This is a genomic window from Campylobacter concisus (genome assembly GCF_002912425.1).
Lineage (GTDB): Bacteria > Campylobacterota > Campylobacteria > Campylobacterales > Campylobacteraceae > Campylobacter_A > Campylobacter_A concisus_AH.
This window is the reverse complement of sequence record NZ_POYR01000074.1, coordinates 1-16,256: the sequence shown is the minus strand read 5'-3', so window position 1 is coordinate 16,256 and position 16,256 is coordinate 1. Positions and strand designations below refer to the sequence as shown.

Here is a 16,256-nt window from a genome sequence, read left to right as displayed (position 1 = left end):
CACCTATCTTGGCGCTTTTATCATACTTTTGTTAGCTACTTGTTCGTTTAGCTTGATAACATTTTTATCTTCAAAGATAAGCAAAAAGCTAGCCAACCGCAACACTGAGCGCTTAAAAGTTGGCTTTTACGAGTGCGGACCGACAACTGTAAAACAACCAAATAAGATAAATATCCACTACTTTTTTTATGGAATTTTATTTATTTTATTTGACGTTGAGGTCATTTTTATGTATCCGTGGGCGGTGGATTTTAGGCTGCTTGGGCTATTTGGGCTAATAGAAATGCTGCTTTTTGTGGCGATCTTACTCATTGGCTTTGCCTACGCTTGGCAAAAAGGAGTCTTTAAATGGCAAAGCATCAGATAAACTATGCTGCAAATGGCGGTCTGCCAGTGGTTTTAACAACCGTTGATAAGCTCGTGCAGTGGGGCAGGAGCAACTCGCTTTGGGCGCTTAGCTACGGGCTTGCATGCTGTGCGATCGAGATGATGGCAAGTGGGGCGAGCAGATATGACTTTGATAGATTTGGCACCATTTTTAGGGCTAGCCCAAGGCACTCAGAGGTGATGATCATAGCTGGCACGCTAACTAAAAAGCACGCTGAATTTACAAGGCGGCTTTACGACCAGATGCCTGAGCCAAAGTGGGTCATCTCGATGGGTAGCTGCGCAAACACTGGCGGTATGTTTAACACCTACTCAACCGTTCAAGGCGTAGACCGCATAATCCCTGTTGATATCTACATCCCAGGCTGTGCCCCGCGCCCAGAGACGCTTCAGTACGCACTTATGATGCTTCAAAAAAAGATAAGAAAACAAAGTGCATTTAGGGCGCAAAAGCCAAGAAAGCTAGATATATGAGAGAGTATAAGCCAAAAAACGACCTGCAAAAAAAGCAGTACTACAGCGAGAAATTTTATATCGCCAAGCAGACGCCAAAAGAAGTGGCAAGTGGCTCTAAATTTGATGAAGAGCTCGCTATTTTAGAGCAAAGCGGAGTGCAAATTTTATCTAGCTACGTGGAGTTTGACCAACTTGTTCTCTACGTAAATTCAAGTGAAAATTTTAAAGCGCTTGAAGTGTTAAAAGGCTTTGGCTACGAGCAGCTTTGTGAGCTTGCTGCGGTTGATTATATAGCGCAAAAAGGTGGATACGAGGTCTTTTATCAGCTTTTAAGTGTTAGCAAAAATAGGCGCACACGCGTAAAGTGCTTTGTTAAAAAGGACGAAATGCTAAAAAGCGTTTGCGAGCTTTATAAAAGCGCAAACTGGGCTGAGCGTGAGATGTATGATCTAAGTGGCGTTCTTATCAAAGATCATCCAAATTTAAAGCGCCTCATCATGCCTGATGACTGGCACTCGCACCCCCTACTAAAAAGCTATCCGCTAGTTGGCGACGAGGCTGCTAAATGGTACGAGGTGGATAAAATTTTTGGATGTGAATTTAGAGAGCAGATCGGCGAAGAGAACCGCGACCCAGCCTTTGTGAACGAGAAAGATACCTTTGGCTTTTCAAGAGTGTTTGACGAAAATGAAGACTACGAGTATCAAGAAGAAGGCGGCGTGAGATTTGTCAAAAAGGCTAAATTTAACCAAAGCCAGATAGTAAAGGAACGACCTTGAGCCAGGCACCAAACCGCTTAAAACCATTTTTTGAAAATTTAGAATTTGAGCAAAATGACGGCAAGATGATACTAAATTTTGGCCCGCAGCACCCAAGCGCACATGGCCAGCTAAAGCTTGTGCTTGAGCTTGACGGAGAAAAGGTCGTGCGCGCTATGCCAGAGGTTGGCTTCATGCACCGAGGCGTTGAAAAGATGGCTGAAAATATGACCTATCAAGAATTTATCCCAGTGACTGACAGGGTGGATTACATCGCCTCAAGTGCCAATAACTACGCATTTTGCGCGGCCGTGGAGAGGCTTTGCGCCATAGAAGTGCCTCGCCGTGCGCAGATCATTAGAGTGATGCTTTTAGAGCTAAACCGCATCAGCTCGCACCTTTTATTTTTAGCCACGCACGCCCTTGACGTGGGGGCTATGAGCGTCTTTTTATACGCATTTAGAGAGCGCGAATATGTCCTTGATCTCATAGAAAAATACTGCGGCGCAAGGCTAACGCATAGCTCCATAAGGATCGGTGGCGTGCCGCTTGATCTGCCTGATGGCTGGTGCGAGGAGCTACTTAAATTTTGCGAGAAATTTCCAAGCGACATCACACTTTACGAAGATCTACTAAGTGAAAATAGAATTTGGCAAGCAAGGCTTGTGGATGTGGGCGTAGTTAGCAAAGAGCTAGCCCTTAGTAGCGGCTGCTCTGGCGTCATGCTAAGAGCAAGTGGCATCGCGCGCGACATCAGAAAAGAAGAGCCATATCTCATCTACGACGAGCTAGAATTTGACGTGCCTTACGCCACCAAGGGCGACTGCTACGCGAGATATCTGCTTTATATGAAAGAGATGCGCGAGTGCGTGAAAATTTTAAAGCAGTGCGTTAGCAAGTATCAGACAAGTAGCCCCGCCATCATCGCCGACGCGCCAGAGTATGTGAGCGCTTCAAAAGAGCAGATAATGAGCCAAAACTACTCACTAATGCAGCATTTTGTGCTGATAACTCAGGGGCTAAAGCCACCAAAGGGCGAAATTTACTTTGCTAGCGAGTCGCCAAAGGGTGAGCTTGGAATTTATATAAACTCAGACGGCAGCGCAAGCCCGTATCGCCTAAAAATTCGCACTCCAAGCTTTTGGCACTGCGCTATTTACGAAGATATGCTAGTTGGGCAGTATGTGGCAGATGTGGCCGCGATAATAGGCAGCACAAATATCATCTTAGGCGAGGTTGATAGATGAGAAGGGTCGATCTTAGGCATCTAAAGGGAGAGTTTTTGAGCGCTCTTGGACAGCAGATAAAGGCGAGCGAGCCAGACGAAGTGGTGATATTTTTGTTTGAGATAGGAGATTACAGCGGTGTCACAAAGGCCGTAAATTTGGCTTATAACCTAAACTGCGAGGTGATGAACTCGCTTAAATTTAACCAAGTTGATTGGGCATTAACGATAAAAAAGGGCAAAATATGAAATTTAATGATCTAATAGCAGGCAAGAGCCTAAGTATCGCAAATTTACTAAGTTTGAGCGACAAAAATTTAGCAAAAAAGATAAAAGAGCACGAGTTTAAATACATCTCATGCTTTGAAGATAACGAGCTTGGCGGCGAAAATTTGATCCGCTGCGAGATAGGATCGATAAGCTATGTCTTAGCGCTTCTTTGTAAGTATGCAAATTTGGTGCAAAATGAGTTTTTTGACGAGCTTGATGATGGGCTCATAAGTGGCGAGTGCAACGTGGGCGAGGAGGAGTTTGAGGAGCTTGGTGAGTGGATAAAGGACGTTAAAAACGTGATCATAGATGACTCACTCTTTACTCATCCAGACAAAGAGGCGATCTTTTGGCTACTTGAAATTTTAGGTAAAAATGTCGTCTTAGCAGGCAGCGAAGTGAGAGAATTTACAGCAGGTGGCGAAGTTGGCGAGCTAAGAGAGCTTGACAATTTTGACGGAGCGGTCGTCTATCTAAACAAAAACGCAAGCGACGAGATCGTGGGCGGCGTGCAGTTTGGCATCGTGGCAAAGGCAAAGGATGGCGAAATTTTAAATTTAAAGGCAAAAGACTTTAGTGTGAGCGCTAAATTTAGACTTGATCCAACGCTAAAAGGCACGGTTGCCCTGCTTGGCGCAAAAAATTTTGATGGATATGCATTTAAACAAGTAGTAGTTAGCAAATGAAAATCACCATAAACGATCAAATTTTAGAGGCAAACGAGGGCGAGAGTATCCTAAACATCGCAAGGGCAAATGGCATCTACATCCCTGCGCTTTGCTACCTTAGCGGCTGTTCGCCAACGCTTGCTTGCAGGCTTTGCATGGTCGAAGCAAACGGCAAAGTGGTCTATAGCTGCAACGCCAAAGCCAAAGAGGATATGCAAATTTACACAAATACGCCAGAGATCGCTGCTGAGCGAAATGCGATCATGCAGACCTACTGCGTCAATCACCCCCTTCAATGCGGTGTTTGCGACAAAAGTGGCGAGTGCGAATTGCAAAATTTAACGACGCATCTGCGTGTAAAAGAGCAAAGCTTTGCCATTACTGACACACACAAACCGCACAAAAAATGGGGGCTCATAAACTACGACCCAGCCCTTTGCGTGGTCTGCGAGAGGTGCGTGACGGTTTGCAAAGATAAGATCGGCGAGAGCGCATTAAAAACGGCGCCAAGGGGCGTTGAGGTGCCAAAAGAGCTAAAAGAGAGCATGCCAAAAGATGCCTACGCCGTCTTTAGCAAGATGCAAAAGAGCTTAATTGCCCCAAGCGTTGGCGAAAGCTTGGACTGCTCATTTTGTGGCGAGTGCATTAGCGTCTGCCCTGTTGGCGCGCTTGTTAGTTCAAATTTCCAGTATAGCTCAAACATCTGGGAGCTAAGCCGTGTCCCAGCGGCAAATCCGCACCAAAGCGACTGCGAGCTCATTTTTTATGACGTAAAAGAGAAAAGCACTAGCGATAGAAGCAAGCAAATTTACCGCGTTAGCAACGACTTTCACTTTGGCGAGATAAGCGGTGCGGCAAGGTTTGGCTACGACTTTCACAACGAAAATGCCCGCAAAAATGAGGTGAAATTTAATGAGCTCATCTCAAATTTTAAAAACGGCAACATAAAAAATATAAAATTTAATAGCTTCATAACAAACGAAGAGGCGCTTATTTTAGAGCTCTTGAGAGAGAAATTTGATCTAAATTTATTAAACGATGAGGCTTTTAAATTTCAAAATTTCTTAAATATTTTTAGCGAATTTAGCGGTCTTAGCTCATATAATGCAGACTATGAGAGCCTAAAAAATAGCGACTTTATCATCTCTACTGGCAGCTTCTTGCGCCATGAGAGCCCAGTAACTAGCTATAAGCTAAATAACGCCCTTAAGATGAATAAAGCTAGTGGAATTTACTTTCATCACATCACTGATGAGGTGGTGAAGAAATTTTCAAAGAATTTTGCATGTGTGAGCTATGAGGCTGGCAAATTGGAGCAAATTTTACTCTTTGTGCTTAAAAACTGGGGCGAAAATTTACCAGCAGCACTTCAGGCTAGACTTGAAAATTTTGAAGAGAACTTTGGCTTAGAAGTGGCAACTCTTAGCGAGGGCAAGACTAAATTTACGCTCATTTTGGGTAGCGACTTTTACGCTCATGAAAATGCAAATTTACTTGCAGCCCTTGCTGGAGTGATCGCAAGAACTACGTCTTTTGTTGTGATGCTGATACCACCTCGCACGAATTCGCTTGGCGTGGCTAAAATTTGTACGCTTTCACACGAGAAAAAGCCTGGCAAGACGCTAGGATACAATGAAATGGGCGAGTTTAAATTTAGCATTTTTGAGGGCGATCTTGACGCTGGTGCGCTAAATCAGCAAGAGGGCACATTTACAAGCATAAACAACGAAGTAGTGCCGACAAATGCGGCTTTGGCTCATAATGGCTACTTCTTAAACGACATCGCAAATGCACTTGGGCTATCGGCTAAAAATACAATAGACTACACGCCATTTTTGCCAAAAGAGAAGGGCTATAAGGGCGTTAAATTTGATGATTTAGAAAACTTTTACGCAAATGATGGCACAAGTCACAGAGGCTACAAGCTTGAAATTTCAAATTTCACGCCAAAAGAGGACATAGAGCCACTTTTTAAAGCAAAAAATGAGCTAAATTTAAAAGAGGACGAAGCACTAATAAGCCTTGCAAATCCTATAAATTTGCCATCGTTTTTTGCAAACTATGCTAGCCAGACTGCAAAGCGCGCGAAACTTTACGCAAGTAGCGAGTTTATGGCCAAATTTGAAATTTCACAAAACGAAGCAGTCATTTTAGAAAAAAATGGGCAAAAGCTTGCCATTTGCGTGGAGCTTGATAGCGAGCTTGGAGGCGTGGCGGCCTATCTTGGCGACTACGATGATAAGCTTGATGTAAGCGCCATTTTTGAGGGCAAGAGTTTTGCTAGCGTAAAAATAATAAAGGCAGAGAATGAGTGAAATGCTATTTTTTGTGATAACAACCATTGTTAAAGCAGTCGTCATTTTGGCCGTCATGGCTAGCCTTGCAGGGCTTGCAACCTACGCCGAAAGAAAGGTGCTAGCCTACATGCAGCGCCGCGTGGGACCTGATATGGTGGGGCCAGCTGGCGTGCTGCAGATCGTGGCTGACATGATAAAGCTCTTTACAAAAGAGGATATCGTGCCTGCAAATGCAAATAAATTTATCTTTCTAATAGCCCCTCTCATCTCTGCTATCGCGGCATTTGCAGCGCTTGCACCGGTGCCATTTTTGCCTGAGTTTGAGGTTTTTGGGCATACGATTAGACCGATACTTGCAGATATAAATGTGGGCGTTTTGTATATCGCTGGCGTGGCAGCAGTTTGCGTTTTTTCGCCACTTGCAGCAGGTCTTGCAAGCTACAATAAATTTGCACTAATCAGCGCCGCTCGTGCAGTCGTGGCACTTCTTAGCTTCGAGGTGGTCGCTGGCATGGCACTTTTAAGCGTTGTCATGGTGACTAGCTCGCTCTCGCTAGTTGATATAAACAACTACCAAAAAGGCATCTTTAACTGGCTCATCTTCAAGCAGCCTCTAGCCTTCGTGCTTTTCGTGATGGCAAGCTTTGTGGAGTGCAACAGAACGCCATTTTGCCTAACAGAAAACGAGACCGAGATCGTGGCAGGCTATGGCACCGAGTATAGTGGCATGAGATGGGCGATGTTTTTTATCGGCGAATACACCAACATGATCGCAGCAAGTATCATCATCACGCTTTTATTTTTGGGCGGTTTTAATGAGTTTTTATTTATCCCGGGTGCTTTGATGATCATTTTAAAATCAAGCCTAGTCTTTTTCTTTTTCCTTTGGACGAGGGCGTCGTGGCCGCATCTAAGGGTCGATCAGCTTAGCATGCTTTGCTGGAAAATTTTACTTCCGCTTGGCATCTTAAATGTCGTAATAACCGGCTTTGCACTACTTATCTAAGGCGTAAAATGAGCGAGAAAAGATATATTTTGATAGACGAAAAGATAGAGCCAAAAGGGGCATTTGATAAATTTAAGCACTTCATCGCCGCTACTTTTAAGCTTGATCTTTTGGTGGGGCTAAAGATCACGCTAAAGCAGATGCTCTTTAGCAAGTCGCACACTCTAAAATACCCTATGCAAAAGATGGAGCTAAACGCCAGATATAGGGGGATTCATAGGCTTTTAAAATTTGTTGAAAGCGAAAATGAGCGCTGCATAGGCTGTGGGCTATGCGAGAAAATTTGCGTTAGCAACTGCATCTCAATGAAGACTTCTCTTGGCGAAGATGGCCGCAAAAAGGTCGCAAGCTACACGATAAATTTAAGCAGGTGCGTATATTGCGGATTTTGCGCTGATGTCTGCCCTGAGCTTGCTATCGTCTGCGGGCAAGAGTACGAGGTCGCAAGTGAAAACAAAATCCTCTTTGGCACAAAAAATGAGTTTTTAACAGATGATAAATTTTTAAAAGATCAAGCCGAGTTTGAGGGCTATGGCGCTCTACCTAAAAATGCTAGTAGCCTAGTGAAAAAGACGCCAAATGCGCTTACAAATGAAGATAAGGCAGAAGTGATGGATATAAATTTAAAAGGGTCAAGCGATGTATGAGAGCTTTGCATTTTATCTTTTTAGCGCCCTTATATTAGTTAGTTTTTCTTTTAGCGTGCTTTGCAAGAACGCCCTAAACGCAGTCTCTGCGCTAGCTGCTGGCATGGTTTTTATCTCGGCTATATTTTTCCTTTTGGGGGCTGAGTTTTTAGGCGTGGTGCAGATCATAGTCTATACAGGCGCCGTGGTCGTTTTATACGCATTTGCGATGATGTTTTTTGACACCAGCAAGGAGTGCGAGCCAAAAAGCGGTAATAAAAAAGCAAAGATCATCATCTATCTTCTAAGTAGCTTCATAGCGCTTCTTTTGATATTTATCTTTTTAGCGCCGATCTATAGCGCTAAGCAAGAGGTGGTAAATTCTACCCTCGCTAGCCTTGGCAACATCGAAGCGGTTGGAATTTTGCTCTTTAGCAAGTATCTGCTAGCCTTTGAAATGTGCGCCATCATGCTGCTTGTAGCGATGGTGGCTGGCATCATCTTGATACATAAAGACATGAATGCGCAAAGCAGCCTTGAGGAGATGCTATGATAGGACTTACTCACTACCTCATCCTAGCAAGTCTGGTCTTTGTCATAGGGCTAGTTGGCATAATGAGAAGAAGAAATTTGATAATGCTATTTTTCTCAAGTGAAATTTTACTAAACTCAGCAAACATCGCGCTTGCAGCCATCTCAAAATACTACTTTGACCTAACTGGGCAGATCATCGCATTTTTTATAGTAGCCATCGCTGCTAGCGAGGTCGCTGTGGGACTAGGTCTGCTCGTGCTTTGGTATAAAAAGACTGGCAGCATCAGTTTAGATTCGATGACAAATATGAAAGGCTAAGAGATGATTTTATTTTGTATTTCGCTATTTTTCCCGCTTCTTAGCTTCATCATAGCTGGTATCTTTTCGCATAGCAGTAAGAATTTATTTATTGGTCTTTTTTGCTCGCTTCTCATGATCGTTAGCGCCACAGCTTCACTCATGCTAACGGCTAGTCTTAGCGTAGATGAACCACTAAATTTAACCCTAAAAGAGTTTATAAGCTTAGGCTCGCTTGATCTTAGCTTTAGCTTCTATCTTGACGCGATTAGCCTTGTGATGCTTAGCACCGTGGGCGTGGTCGCTAGCATAGTGCATATCTACTCCATTGGCTACATGAGAGATGACGCGAGTTTTAACCGCTTTTTTAGCTACCTTGGGCTCTTTGTCTTTTGCATGAATGTCCTTGTCTCAAGCGATAACTTCATAGGGCTCTTTATCGGTTGGGAGGGCGTTGGACTTTGCTCTTGGCTGCTCATTGGCTTTTGGTATAAAAGGCCTAGCGCAAACATCGCTGCAAACGAGGCTTTCGTGATGAACAGAGTGGCTGACCTTGCGATGCTTGTTGGCATCTTTTATATATTTTATAGCTTTGGCTCGCTTAAATTTAGCGAGGTTTTTAGCGCCAGAAGCGATCTTTCTGGGCTAAATTTAGGCATCATCGCCACACTTCTTTTTATAGGCGCCATGGGTAAAAGCGCGCAGTTTCCATTTCACACTTGGCTTGCAAACGCCATGGAGGGGCCAACGCCGGTTTCTGCGCTCATACACGCCGCGACCATGGTAACAGCTGGCGTCTATCTAGTCATACGCGCAAATTTCATCTTTGCAAATGTGCCTGAAGTATCGCACTTTATCGCCTGCCTTGGTGCATTTGTAGCGATATTTGCCGCTAGCATCGCGCTAGTGCATAACGACCTTAAAAAGATAGTCGCATACTCGACGCTTTCACAGCTTGGGTATATGTTTGTAGCCGCTGGTCTAGGCGCTTACAAGATCGCACTTTTTCACCTTGTCACGCACGCATTTTTCAAGTCACTTCTCTTTTTGTGCGCTGGCAACGTTATGCACGCGATGAATGACGAGCTAAATATCAAAAAAATGGGCGGACTTTATAAATTTATGAAGCCAACCGCACTTCTTTCTATCATTGCAAGCTGCGCACTGGCTGGTTTTTATCCATTTGCTGGCTTTTTTTCAAAAGATAAAATTTTAGAAGTTGCCTTTAGTGAGAACCAAATTTTGTGGGCCGTCTTACTCTTTGGCGCGGTGCTTACAGCATTTTATAGCTTTAGGCTTGTCATGCTAGTCTTTTTTGCAAAGCCAAAGAGCGACACTCACGCACATGAAGCCAAAAACTACATGCTTGTTAGCATGAGTGTGCTCGGCGTTCTCTCGGTCATTAGTGGCTTTTTTTGGAGCAACTTTAGTGAGTTTTTAAGTAATAGCCTTGGGGATTTTAAGCTAAATTTATCTCACAGTAGTGAAATTTTCTTACTCGTTTTAACACTTACTTTAGTGCTTGCAAGTGCTGGCTTTGCTGTGTTTGCTTATAAAAAAGAAATTTTTAAAGAGAGCATTTGCGAGAGTAAAATTTACAAAATTTTGCAAAATGCCTACTTTATTCCAAAATTTTATGAGAAATTTTTTATAAATGGCTACGCTTTTATCTCTAAAATTTGCAAGAAATTTGATGAGATGATAGTTGATCGAAGTGTTGATTTTGTCGCACTTTTGGTTACTAAATTTGCGTATCTTGCAAACAAAATGCAAAGTGGCGATCTAAGCGTCATGCTTAGATTTATGGTCGCAGGATTTGCCTTGCTTTTAAGCTTTATATTTTTATTAAACGGAGCCAAATAATGCTAAGTGTCATCATATTTTTCCCAGCAATAAGCGCAATACTTGGCTTTTTGATAGAAAATAAAAGCATCAAATTTTATGGAGCAAGCATCGCTTTAATCGAGCTTTTGCTAGCCATTTTTATCTGCGTAAATGTCGATTTTCAGGGTTCTGACTTTGTTTTAACGCATCAAGTCTCGCTCATACCAAGCCTAAATATCAGTTATTTTGTGGGCATCGACACCATTTCGCTTGTGCTTATAGTCCTTAGCGCATTTATGAGCTTTATCTCTATCGCTGCACTTAGCGATGATGGAAATTTAAAGCATCTTGTTATTAGCGTGCTATTTTTAGAGAGCACGATGATGGGCGTCTTTAGCGCGCTTGATATGATCTTATTTTACAGCTTTTGGGAGCTTAGCCTTATACCGCTGCTTTACATCATCGGCGCATTTGGCAGTAAAAATAGAATTTACGCTGCGATTAAATTTTTCATCTACACATTTTTAGGCTCTGTCTTTATGCTAGTGGCGATCATCTTTATTGGATATCTGTGCTATCAAAAAAGCGGCGTATTTAGCTTTAACCTGCTTGATTGGTATAAGCTTGGCATCGGGCAAAATGCTCAAATTTGGCTATTTTTAGCATTTTTCTTTGCTTTTGGCGTGAAAACTCCGCTGTTTCCATTTCACACGTGGCTACCTTATGCACACGGACAGGCTCCGACTATCGGCTCAGTGCTACTTGCTAGCGTGCTTTTAAAGATGGGTACTTACGGCTTTGTGAGATTTTCACTACCACTTTTTCCAGACGCGAGCCTGCTTTTAAGCGGCTTTGTCTGCGTCATAGCCATCATCATGATCATCTACGCAGCCCTAGTTGCCTACGCGCAAAGCGACATGAAGCAAGTGATCGCTTATAGCTCCATTTCGCACATGGGCGTCATCATGCTAGGCATTTTTTCACTAAATATAATAGGCCTTGGCGGCTCAATATTTTTAATGATAAGCCACGGTATCGTAAGTGGCGCTTTGTTCTTGCTAGTTGGCGTCATCTACGAGAGAGCTCACACCAAAGAAATTTGCGAATTTGGCGGCCTTGCTAAGGTGATGCCAAAGTATGCACTTATATTTTTTATAGCAACTCTTGCAAGCATCGGCCTGCCGCTAACTATCGGCTTTGTGGGCGAGTTTTTGAGCCTTCTTGGCGTCTTTAAGCTAAACAAGCTCTTTGCGCTACTTGGTGGCTTTAGCATCATCGTGGGCGCTGTTTATATGCTCGTACTTTATAAAAGGGTCTTTTTTGGTGAGTGCAAAGAGAAAAATTTAAGCCTAAAAGATCTAAATTTTAAAGAGTTAGCCGCTCTTGTGCCACTTTGTTTGCTTATAATCATTCTTGGTATCGCACCAAATTTGATACTAAAACCACTTGAGCCAAGCGTGCAAAATATCATAAGCAAAATGCAAGCTAGAGCTGTAAATAACGGCACAAAGGATAAAATTTCATCTTTAAATGGCGGGAGCAAACTATGAACGAAATAGCCTTTTTAGACCTAAACGAGATCTCGCTACAATCACTCTCGCCGATGCTAAGCATGATGGTTTTTGCACTTTTTATCCTCATAGTTGGAGCGATAAAAAAGGATCTTTCGAGGAATTTCTACTGCGTATTTTGTATCATCGCTATATTTGTAAATTTAGGCATTACGCTTGATTTTAACGGGCTTAGCCTAAGCTTTTGGGATATGCTCTTAGTCGATGGAATTTCTATCATCTCGCAGATCATTATCTTAATCGCCTCAGCCCTTTTCATCCCACTGGCACTTAGCACAAAAGAGTATTTTGAGTATAAAATTTACGAGTACTACGCGCTATTTTTGTTTATGATCGCTGGATTTTTGTTTATGGTGAGCTCAAACAACCTACTCATCATCTTTTTAGGCCTTGAGATCAGCTCGCTTTGCCTCTACACCCTCATCGCCCTTCACAACAAAGCAAAAAGCGTCGAGGCTGCCATCAAATACTTCGCGATGGGCTCGCTCTCAGCTGGCTTTTTTGCGATGGCGATAGCGATGTTTTATCTAGCAACAAACTCAATAGACATCGCTCGTATAGGCGTTGCCATAAAAGATCTTAGCCTAAATCAAAATTTAATCATCTTGCTTGGCTGCGTTTTCATCGCTTCAGCCATTGGCTTTAAGCTCTCACTCATACCATTTCACACATGGATACCAGACGTTTATGAGGGCTCAAATGCCCCGCTAGCTGGCTATATGTCGATAGTGCCAAAGGTGGCAGGCTTTATCGTCGCGTTAAGAATTTTTGCGATGCTTGAGGGCTCTGGAATTTCATGGATAAAAGATATGCTCTACATCATCGCCGTGCTTACGATGAGCCTTGCAAACATCATGGCGCTAGTGCAAAAAGACGTAAAAAGGATGCTAGCTTTTAGCTCGATAGCTCACGCTGGTGTCGTACTTTGCGCGCTTGTGGCAAATTCTCACGAGGCAAATGTCGCCTTGTTTTTCTACTGGATCATGTTTTTGTTTGCAAATTTGGGCGCATTTTCTATGCTCTGGGTCGCAAGGTGCGACGACGTCGTCTGCTGGGACAAGCGCTTTAAACATCCGTATGAGAAATTTTCAGGGCTTATTAAAATTTTGCCAAGTTACGCTGTGATAATGGGAATTTTTATGATCGCCCTTGCTGGCATACCGCCTTTTAGCGTATTTTGGGGCAAGATGGTGCTTATCTCATCGCTCATAAAGTCTGATTACGTCGTGCTTAGCCTCATCATCATGATAAACTCTGCGATCGCTATTTATTACTACCTAAAGCTCATCGTCTTTATGTTTTTAAAAGAGCCTATCGTAAAAGATAAAAATATCTACATCTCAAACGTCTCGATGGCGCTAAAAGTGATCGTTGGAGTTGCCGTTGCTGGCACGGTCTTTGCCTTTTTATTTTCTGGAGCGATTTTGGAATTTATCGAGCATTTTGTCTTTGCTTCAGGATTTTAGAAAATTTAACTATAATGGCGGCATGAAAAAGCTCTTAACCATCTTATTTTTACCGCTTTATCTATCCGCCTTTAGCCTTAGCCTAAACAGCGGCGCAAACGCAAATAAGCCTTATAGCGTCCTTCAGCTAAGCGACGAGAAAGAATTTGAATGTGTGGAGCAAATTTTAGCCTATGATACGAAGCGCTACGTTTGTATGCTCGATGATGGGATCTTGCCAAAGATCGAAGATACGACACTGCCTTTAATGGACATAAAATATAAAAAGCAAGATGGCAAACTCTTCATCGTCATCATGCCAAAAGCACCCTCAAAACTTCTAAATGTTCAAACTGAGCTTTACAGCAGTCCAAGCGTGCAAGACACGCCAAAGACAACCATTTCAAAGCACTTTAGCATCATCATCGACACTTCGCTAAGTGAAAACAACAAAAGAGTATCTGGGCTAAATTTTTCGCCTGATTTTAGAGATATGCTAAGTCCAAGCATCGGAGCGCTCGATCTTAACAAAGCGCCTATCGCTGGGCTTGATAGCAACGATATAGACATCTACATAAATATAAAAAGAGCTTACGAAAAGGGCGCTTATGAAAGCGTGGTAAAAGATACGCAAACAGCGATAAAAAGGCATCCAGCCAGTCTTTTCTCAAGTGAGTTTTTACTTTTTAGACTAAGAGCGCTTGATAAAATTTTTGAGACAAAGAGCGAGTTTGAGGGGCTTGAGCCAAAAGATATCGTAAGCGAGGGCAGAGCTTGGATAAGAAAATTCCCTTCTGATGAAAACTACCCAGAGGTGCTATATCTCATCGCCAGAGCTTACCTTAAAGACAGCATCGCAAGTGATGCAAAATATATGCTTGACATACTAAGTGAAGAGCACGCAGAGTCTAAATTTACAAAGCTTGCCACGCTTGATTATGCTGACTACCTATATAAAATAGGCAGGCAAAAAGAGGCGCTAAGCGACTATGAAAAGGTGCTTTACTCTACAAACGACATCGACCTTGCAAGTAGAGCTGCACTAAGCCTAGCAGACGCGAATATCGATAAAGAGAAATTTGATGAGGCGAAGAAATTTGTACTAAAGATCGCAAATGCAAATGAAAAATTTTTCATGAACGATCCGACAAAATCGATGAATTTAGCCTATACATTTGCCAGCAAAGATATGCCAGACGTGGCTGCTAAAATTTATGAAATTTTGGTAAATAATAGCGACAGGACAAAGGATTTTTACGAGGCAGCATTAAAAAATTTAGGGCTAAATTTAGCCAAAACCAAAGATGAAAAAAGAGCGTATGAGTATCTAAATAGATACGAAAAAGAGTTTAAATATGGCGATTATATCGATGAGGTCGCTAAGGCAAAGGATGGGCTATTTTTTGAAGAGGACGACAAAAATGCCACTGCACTTCACGCAAGATATAAAGATCTCATCGAAAAATATGCCGGCACAAATATCAGCCAAAAGGCGCTAATCAGCGAGCTTGAGCTTGATCTAAAAGAGCGTAAATTTGCCGATGCGCTGGCTTATAACAACCTCGCAAAAGATGAAAATTTAAGCCGGGCGATGGAGCTAGTAAATGAGGCTGCGCTTGAGCTAACAAAAGAGTTTTTCATCAAAGATGACTGCACAGCGGTTGTAAATTTACTCGAAAACTACGATGTAAGCAAGGTCTCTTTGCCACAGTTTAAGCTATTTAACTGTTACTTTAGAACGGCACGCTACAATGAGGCGCTAGAGCTTGCAAAGGCGCACGTAAAGGATGAAAATTTAGAAGATAGAGTCGAGTGGCTGGTAAATTTGAGCAAAATTTTATATAAAAATAAAGACTACGAGCATGCGATCACTGCGGCAAATGACGCGCTCTCGCTTGGCTCAGCGGTCGAGTACTCGGATCCTACGCCATCACTTTTTGATAGATTTTACTCGTTGCTTGCGCTAAAGCGCTTTACCGAGGCGGTCTCAACGATCAGTGCGATCGAGCAGCTAAGAGGACAGGACTTTAAGATCATCGAGGCATACGCAGCTATAAGTGACTATGCGATGAAAAGCAACGACTATGCTATCGCTGCAACCTACGCTAAAAAGGCGCTTGAGTTGCAAACTAGGGCCAAGATAAATACCTTTTCGCCAAAGCTAAATTTTGACTATTCGGAGGCTTCGCTAAAGACAGATAATCTTGACGAGGCGCTTGATGAGGCGAAATTTATACTAAATATGAAGCTTGAGCCAGAGGACCGCCTGCATGCTCTAAATTTGGCAAGTGAAATTTATATCAGACAAAAGCAGTATAAGCTAGCTAAACCATATCTAAACGAGTGCGTTGGCTCAAATTTCACAAGTGCTTACAAAGATGCCTGCAAAGCCAAACTTGAGATGATAAAGTAAAATTTAGTGCTAAGTTTAAATGATCTTGAAAAAGAATATCTAGAGCTTAAAAATATTTTATTTTTCTTTTAGCAAAAATTGTTATTCCTGCAATTTGTTATGATCGTAAGTACGATTTTAAGAATATTTTTTTAGGAGAAGATTATGGATAGCGGCGCAACGAAAAGTAGCGAGAATTTAGAAACGATAGCCTAAGTGGCGGTATGAAAAAAGGATATGTAGTATGAACGTTTTTTTAAATTTATGGTCATGAAAGGATAGGGATGATAACACTGACATGGTTAACAAAATTTTGGTTTCTTTTATTGATAGCAGGTGTTATACTTTTGAACTCAGTTTATCTAAAAGGAAACTATTTAAAACATTTTTTTGATTTTGGAGAATTAAAAAGAATTGCTCAAAAGATAAAAGATGAATCTAATTATTTGGGGAAATCTGTTTATTGCTTTTTTGGTGCAATCGCATTATTTGCCTATGTG

General features: G+C 42.3%; 16 protein-coding genes. All 16 read left to right on the top strand.

Annotated elements, in window-relative coordinates:
• Positions 1-367: NAD(P)H-quinone oxidoreductase subunit 3 (locus CYP84_RS04345; RefSeq protein ID WP_103575491.1), on the top strand; the 367-nt coding region annotated here is incomplete at its 5' end.
• Positions 349-861, top strand: coding sequence for a NuoB/complex I 20 kDa subunit family protein (locus CYP84_RS04340; protein ID WP_021083979.1), 513 nt, complete (start codon positions 349-351; stop codon positions 859-861). The genes CYP84_RS04345 and CYP84_RS04340, both read left to right, overlap by 19 nt.
• Positions 858-1,622 (top strand): NADH-quinone oxidoreductase subunit C, encoded by a 765-nt coding sequence (locus CYP84_RS04335; protein WP_103636791.1) that lies wholly within the window; start codon positions 858-860, stop codon positions 1,620-1,622. The genes CYP84_RS04340 and CYP84_RS04335 overlap by 4 nt, the downstream gene beginning before the upstream one ends.
• Entirely contained in the window at positions 1,619-2,848 is a 1,230-nt protein-coding gene (gene nuoD, locus CYP84_RS04330; protein WP_103636790.1) for an NADH dehydrogenase (quinone) subunit D, read from the top strand. Before CYP84_RS04335 ends, nuoD begins: the two co-directional genes overlap by 4 nt.
• Positions 2,845-3,075: an NADH-ubiquinone oxidoreductase subunit E family protein gene (locus CYP84_RS04325; protein WP_004317978.1), complete on the top strand. Its 231-nt coding sequence runs from the start codon at positions 2,845-2,847 to the stop codon at positions 3,073-3,075. The genes nuoD and CYP84_RS04325 overlap by 4 nt, the downstream gene beginning before the upstream one ends.
• Positions 3,072-3,782 (top strand): hypothetical protein, encoded by a 711-nt coding sequence (locus CYP84_RS04320; protein WP_103636789.1) that lies wholly within the window; start codon positions 3,072-3,074, stop codon positions 3,780-3,782. The genes CYP84_RS04325 and CYP84_RS04320 overlap by 4 nt, the downstream gene beginning before the upstream one ends.
• The gene (locus CYP84_RS04315) at positions 3,779-6,079 is read left to right on the top strand and encodes an NADH-quinone oxidoreductase subunit G (RefSeq protein WP_103636788.1); all 2,301 of its coding nucleotides are present in this window, start codon (positions 3,779-3,781) and stop codon (positions 6,077-6,079) included. Before CYP84_RS04320 ends, CYP84_RS04315 begins: the two co-directional genes overlap by 4 nt.
• Complete coding sequence (gene nuoH / locus CYP84_RS04310; protein WP_004318044.1) at positions 6,072-7,067, top strand: NADH-quinone oxidoreductase subunit NuoH; 996 nt, start codon at positions 6,072-6,074, stop codon at positions 7,065-7,067. Before CYP84_RS04315 ends, nuoH begins: the two co-directional genes overlap by 8 nt.
• Before the next feature lie 8 nt (positions 7,068-7,075).
• The gene (gene nuoI / locus CYP84_RS04305; protein WP_021083889.1) at positions 7,076-7,714 is read left to right on the top strand and encodes an NADH-quinone oxidoreductase subunit NuoI; all 639 of its coding nucleotides are present in this window, start codon (positions 7,076-7,078) and stop codon (positions 7,712-7,714) included.
• A complete protein-coding gene (locus CYP84_RS04300; RefSeq protein ID WP_103636787.1) occupies positions 7,707-8,246 on the top strand; it encodes an NADH-quinone oxidoreductase subunit J in 540 nt (179 codons plus the stop codon). Before nuoI ends, CYP84_RS04300 begins: the two co-directional genes overlap by 8 nt.
• Positions 8,243-8,545, top strand: coding sequence for an NADH-quinone oxidoreductase subunit NuoK (gene nuoK / locus CYP84_RS04295; RefSeq protein WP_004317991.1), 303 nt, complete (start codon positions 8,243-8,245; stop codon positions 8,543-8,545). The genes CYP84_RS04300 and nuoK overlap by 4 nt, the downstream gene beginning before the upstream one ends.
• A gap of 3 nt (positions 8,546-8,548) precedes the next feature.
• On the top strand, positions 8,549-10,387 hold the full coding sequence (gene nuoL / locus CYP84_RS04290; protein WP_103636786.1) for an NADH-quinone oxidoreductase subunit L: 1,839 nt from the start codon (positions 8,549-8,551) through the stop codon (positions 10,385-10,387).
• Positions 10,387-11,898, top strand: coding sequence for an NADH-quinone oxidoreductase subunit M (locus CYP84_RS04285; RefSeq protein WP_103636785.1), 1,512 nt, complete (start codon positions 10,387-10,389; stop codon positions 11,896-11,898). Before nuoL ends, CYP84_RS04285 begins: the two co-directional genes overlap by 1 nt.
• Entirely contained in the window at positions 11,895-13,385 is a 1,491-nt protein-coding gene (gene nuoN / locus CYP84_RS04280; protein WP_012001127.1) for an NADH-quinone oxidoreductase subunit NuoN, read from the top strand. The genes CYP84_RS04285 and nuoN overlap by 4 nt, the downstream gene beginning before the upstream one ends.
• Before the next feature lie 22 nt (positions 13,386-13,407).
• Positions 13,408-15,777, top strand: coding sequence for a tetratricopeptide repeat protein (locus CYP84_RS04275; protein WP_103636792.1), 2,370 nt, complete (start codon positions 13,408-13,410; stop codon positions 15,775-15,777).
• A 263-nt stretch (positions 15,778-16,040) separates the two neighbouring features.
• Positions 16,041-16,256: hypothetical protein (locus CYP84_RS04270; protein ID WP_141089195.1), on the top strand; the 216-nt coding region annotated here is incomplete at its 3' end.

What these genes read in the sequence shown, in the direction of transcription:
- nuoH (WP_004318044.1), top strand. Translation starts at nt 6,072, where the DNA reads ATGAGTGAAATGCTATTTTTTGTGATAACAACCATTGTTAAAGCAGTC.
- CYP84_RS04335 (WP_103636791.1), top strand. Translation starts at nt 858, where the DNA reads ATGAGAGAGTATAAGCCAAAAAACGACCTGCAAAAAAAGCAGTACTAC.
- CYP84_RS04340 (WP_021083979.1), top strand. Translation starts at nt 349, where the DNA reads ATGGCAAAGCATCAGATAAACTATGCTGCAAATGGCGGTCTGCCAGTG.
- CYP84_RS04320 (WP_103636789.1), top strand. Translation starts at nt 3,072, where the DNA reads ATGAAATTTAATGATCTAATAGCAGGCAAGAGCCTAAGTATCGCAAAT.
- CYP84_RS04315 (WP_103636788.1), top strand. Translation starts at nt 3,779, where the DNA reads ATGAAAATCACCATAAACGATCAAATTTTAGAGGCAAACGAGGGCGAG.
- nuoI (WP_021083889.1), top strand. Translation starts at nt 7,076, where the DNA reads ATGAGCGAGAAAAGATATATTTTGATAGACGAAAAGATAGAGCCAAAA.
- nuoL (WP_103636786.1), top strand. Translation starts at nt 8,549, where the DNA reads ATGATTTTATTTTGTATTTCGCTATTTTTCCCGCTTCTTAGCTTCATC.
- nuoK (WP_004317991.1), top strand. Translation starts at nt 8,243, where the DNA reads ATGATAGGACTTACTCACTACCTCATCCTAGCAAGTCTGGTCTTTGTC.
- CYP84_RS04300 (WP_103636787.1), top strand. Translation starts at nt 7,707, where the DNA reads ATGTATGAGAGCTTTGCATTTTATCTTTTTAGCGCCCTTATATTAGTT.
- CYP84_RS04275 (WP_103636792.1), top strand. Translation starts at nt 13,408, where the DNA reads ATGAAAAAGCTCTTAACCATCTTATTTTTACCGCTTTATCTATCCGCC.
- CYP84_RS04285 (WP_103636785.1), top strand. Translation starts at nt 10,387, where the DNA reads ATGCTAAGTGTCATCATATTTTTCCCAGCAATAAGCGCAATACTTGGC.
- CYP84_RS04325 (WP_004317978.1), top strand. Translation starts at nt 2,845, where the DNA reads ATGAGAAGGGTCGATCTTAGGCATCTAAAGGGAGAGTTTTTGAGCGCT.
- nuoN (WP_012001127.1), top strand. Translation starts at nt 11,895, where the DNA reads ATGAACGAAATAGCCTTTTTAGACCTAAACGAGATCTCGCTACAATCA.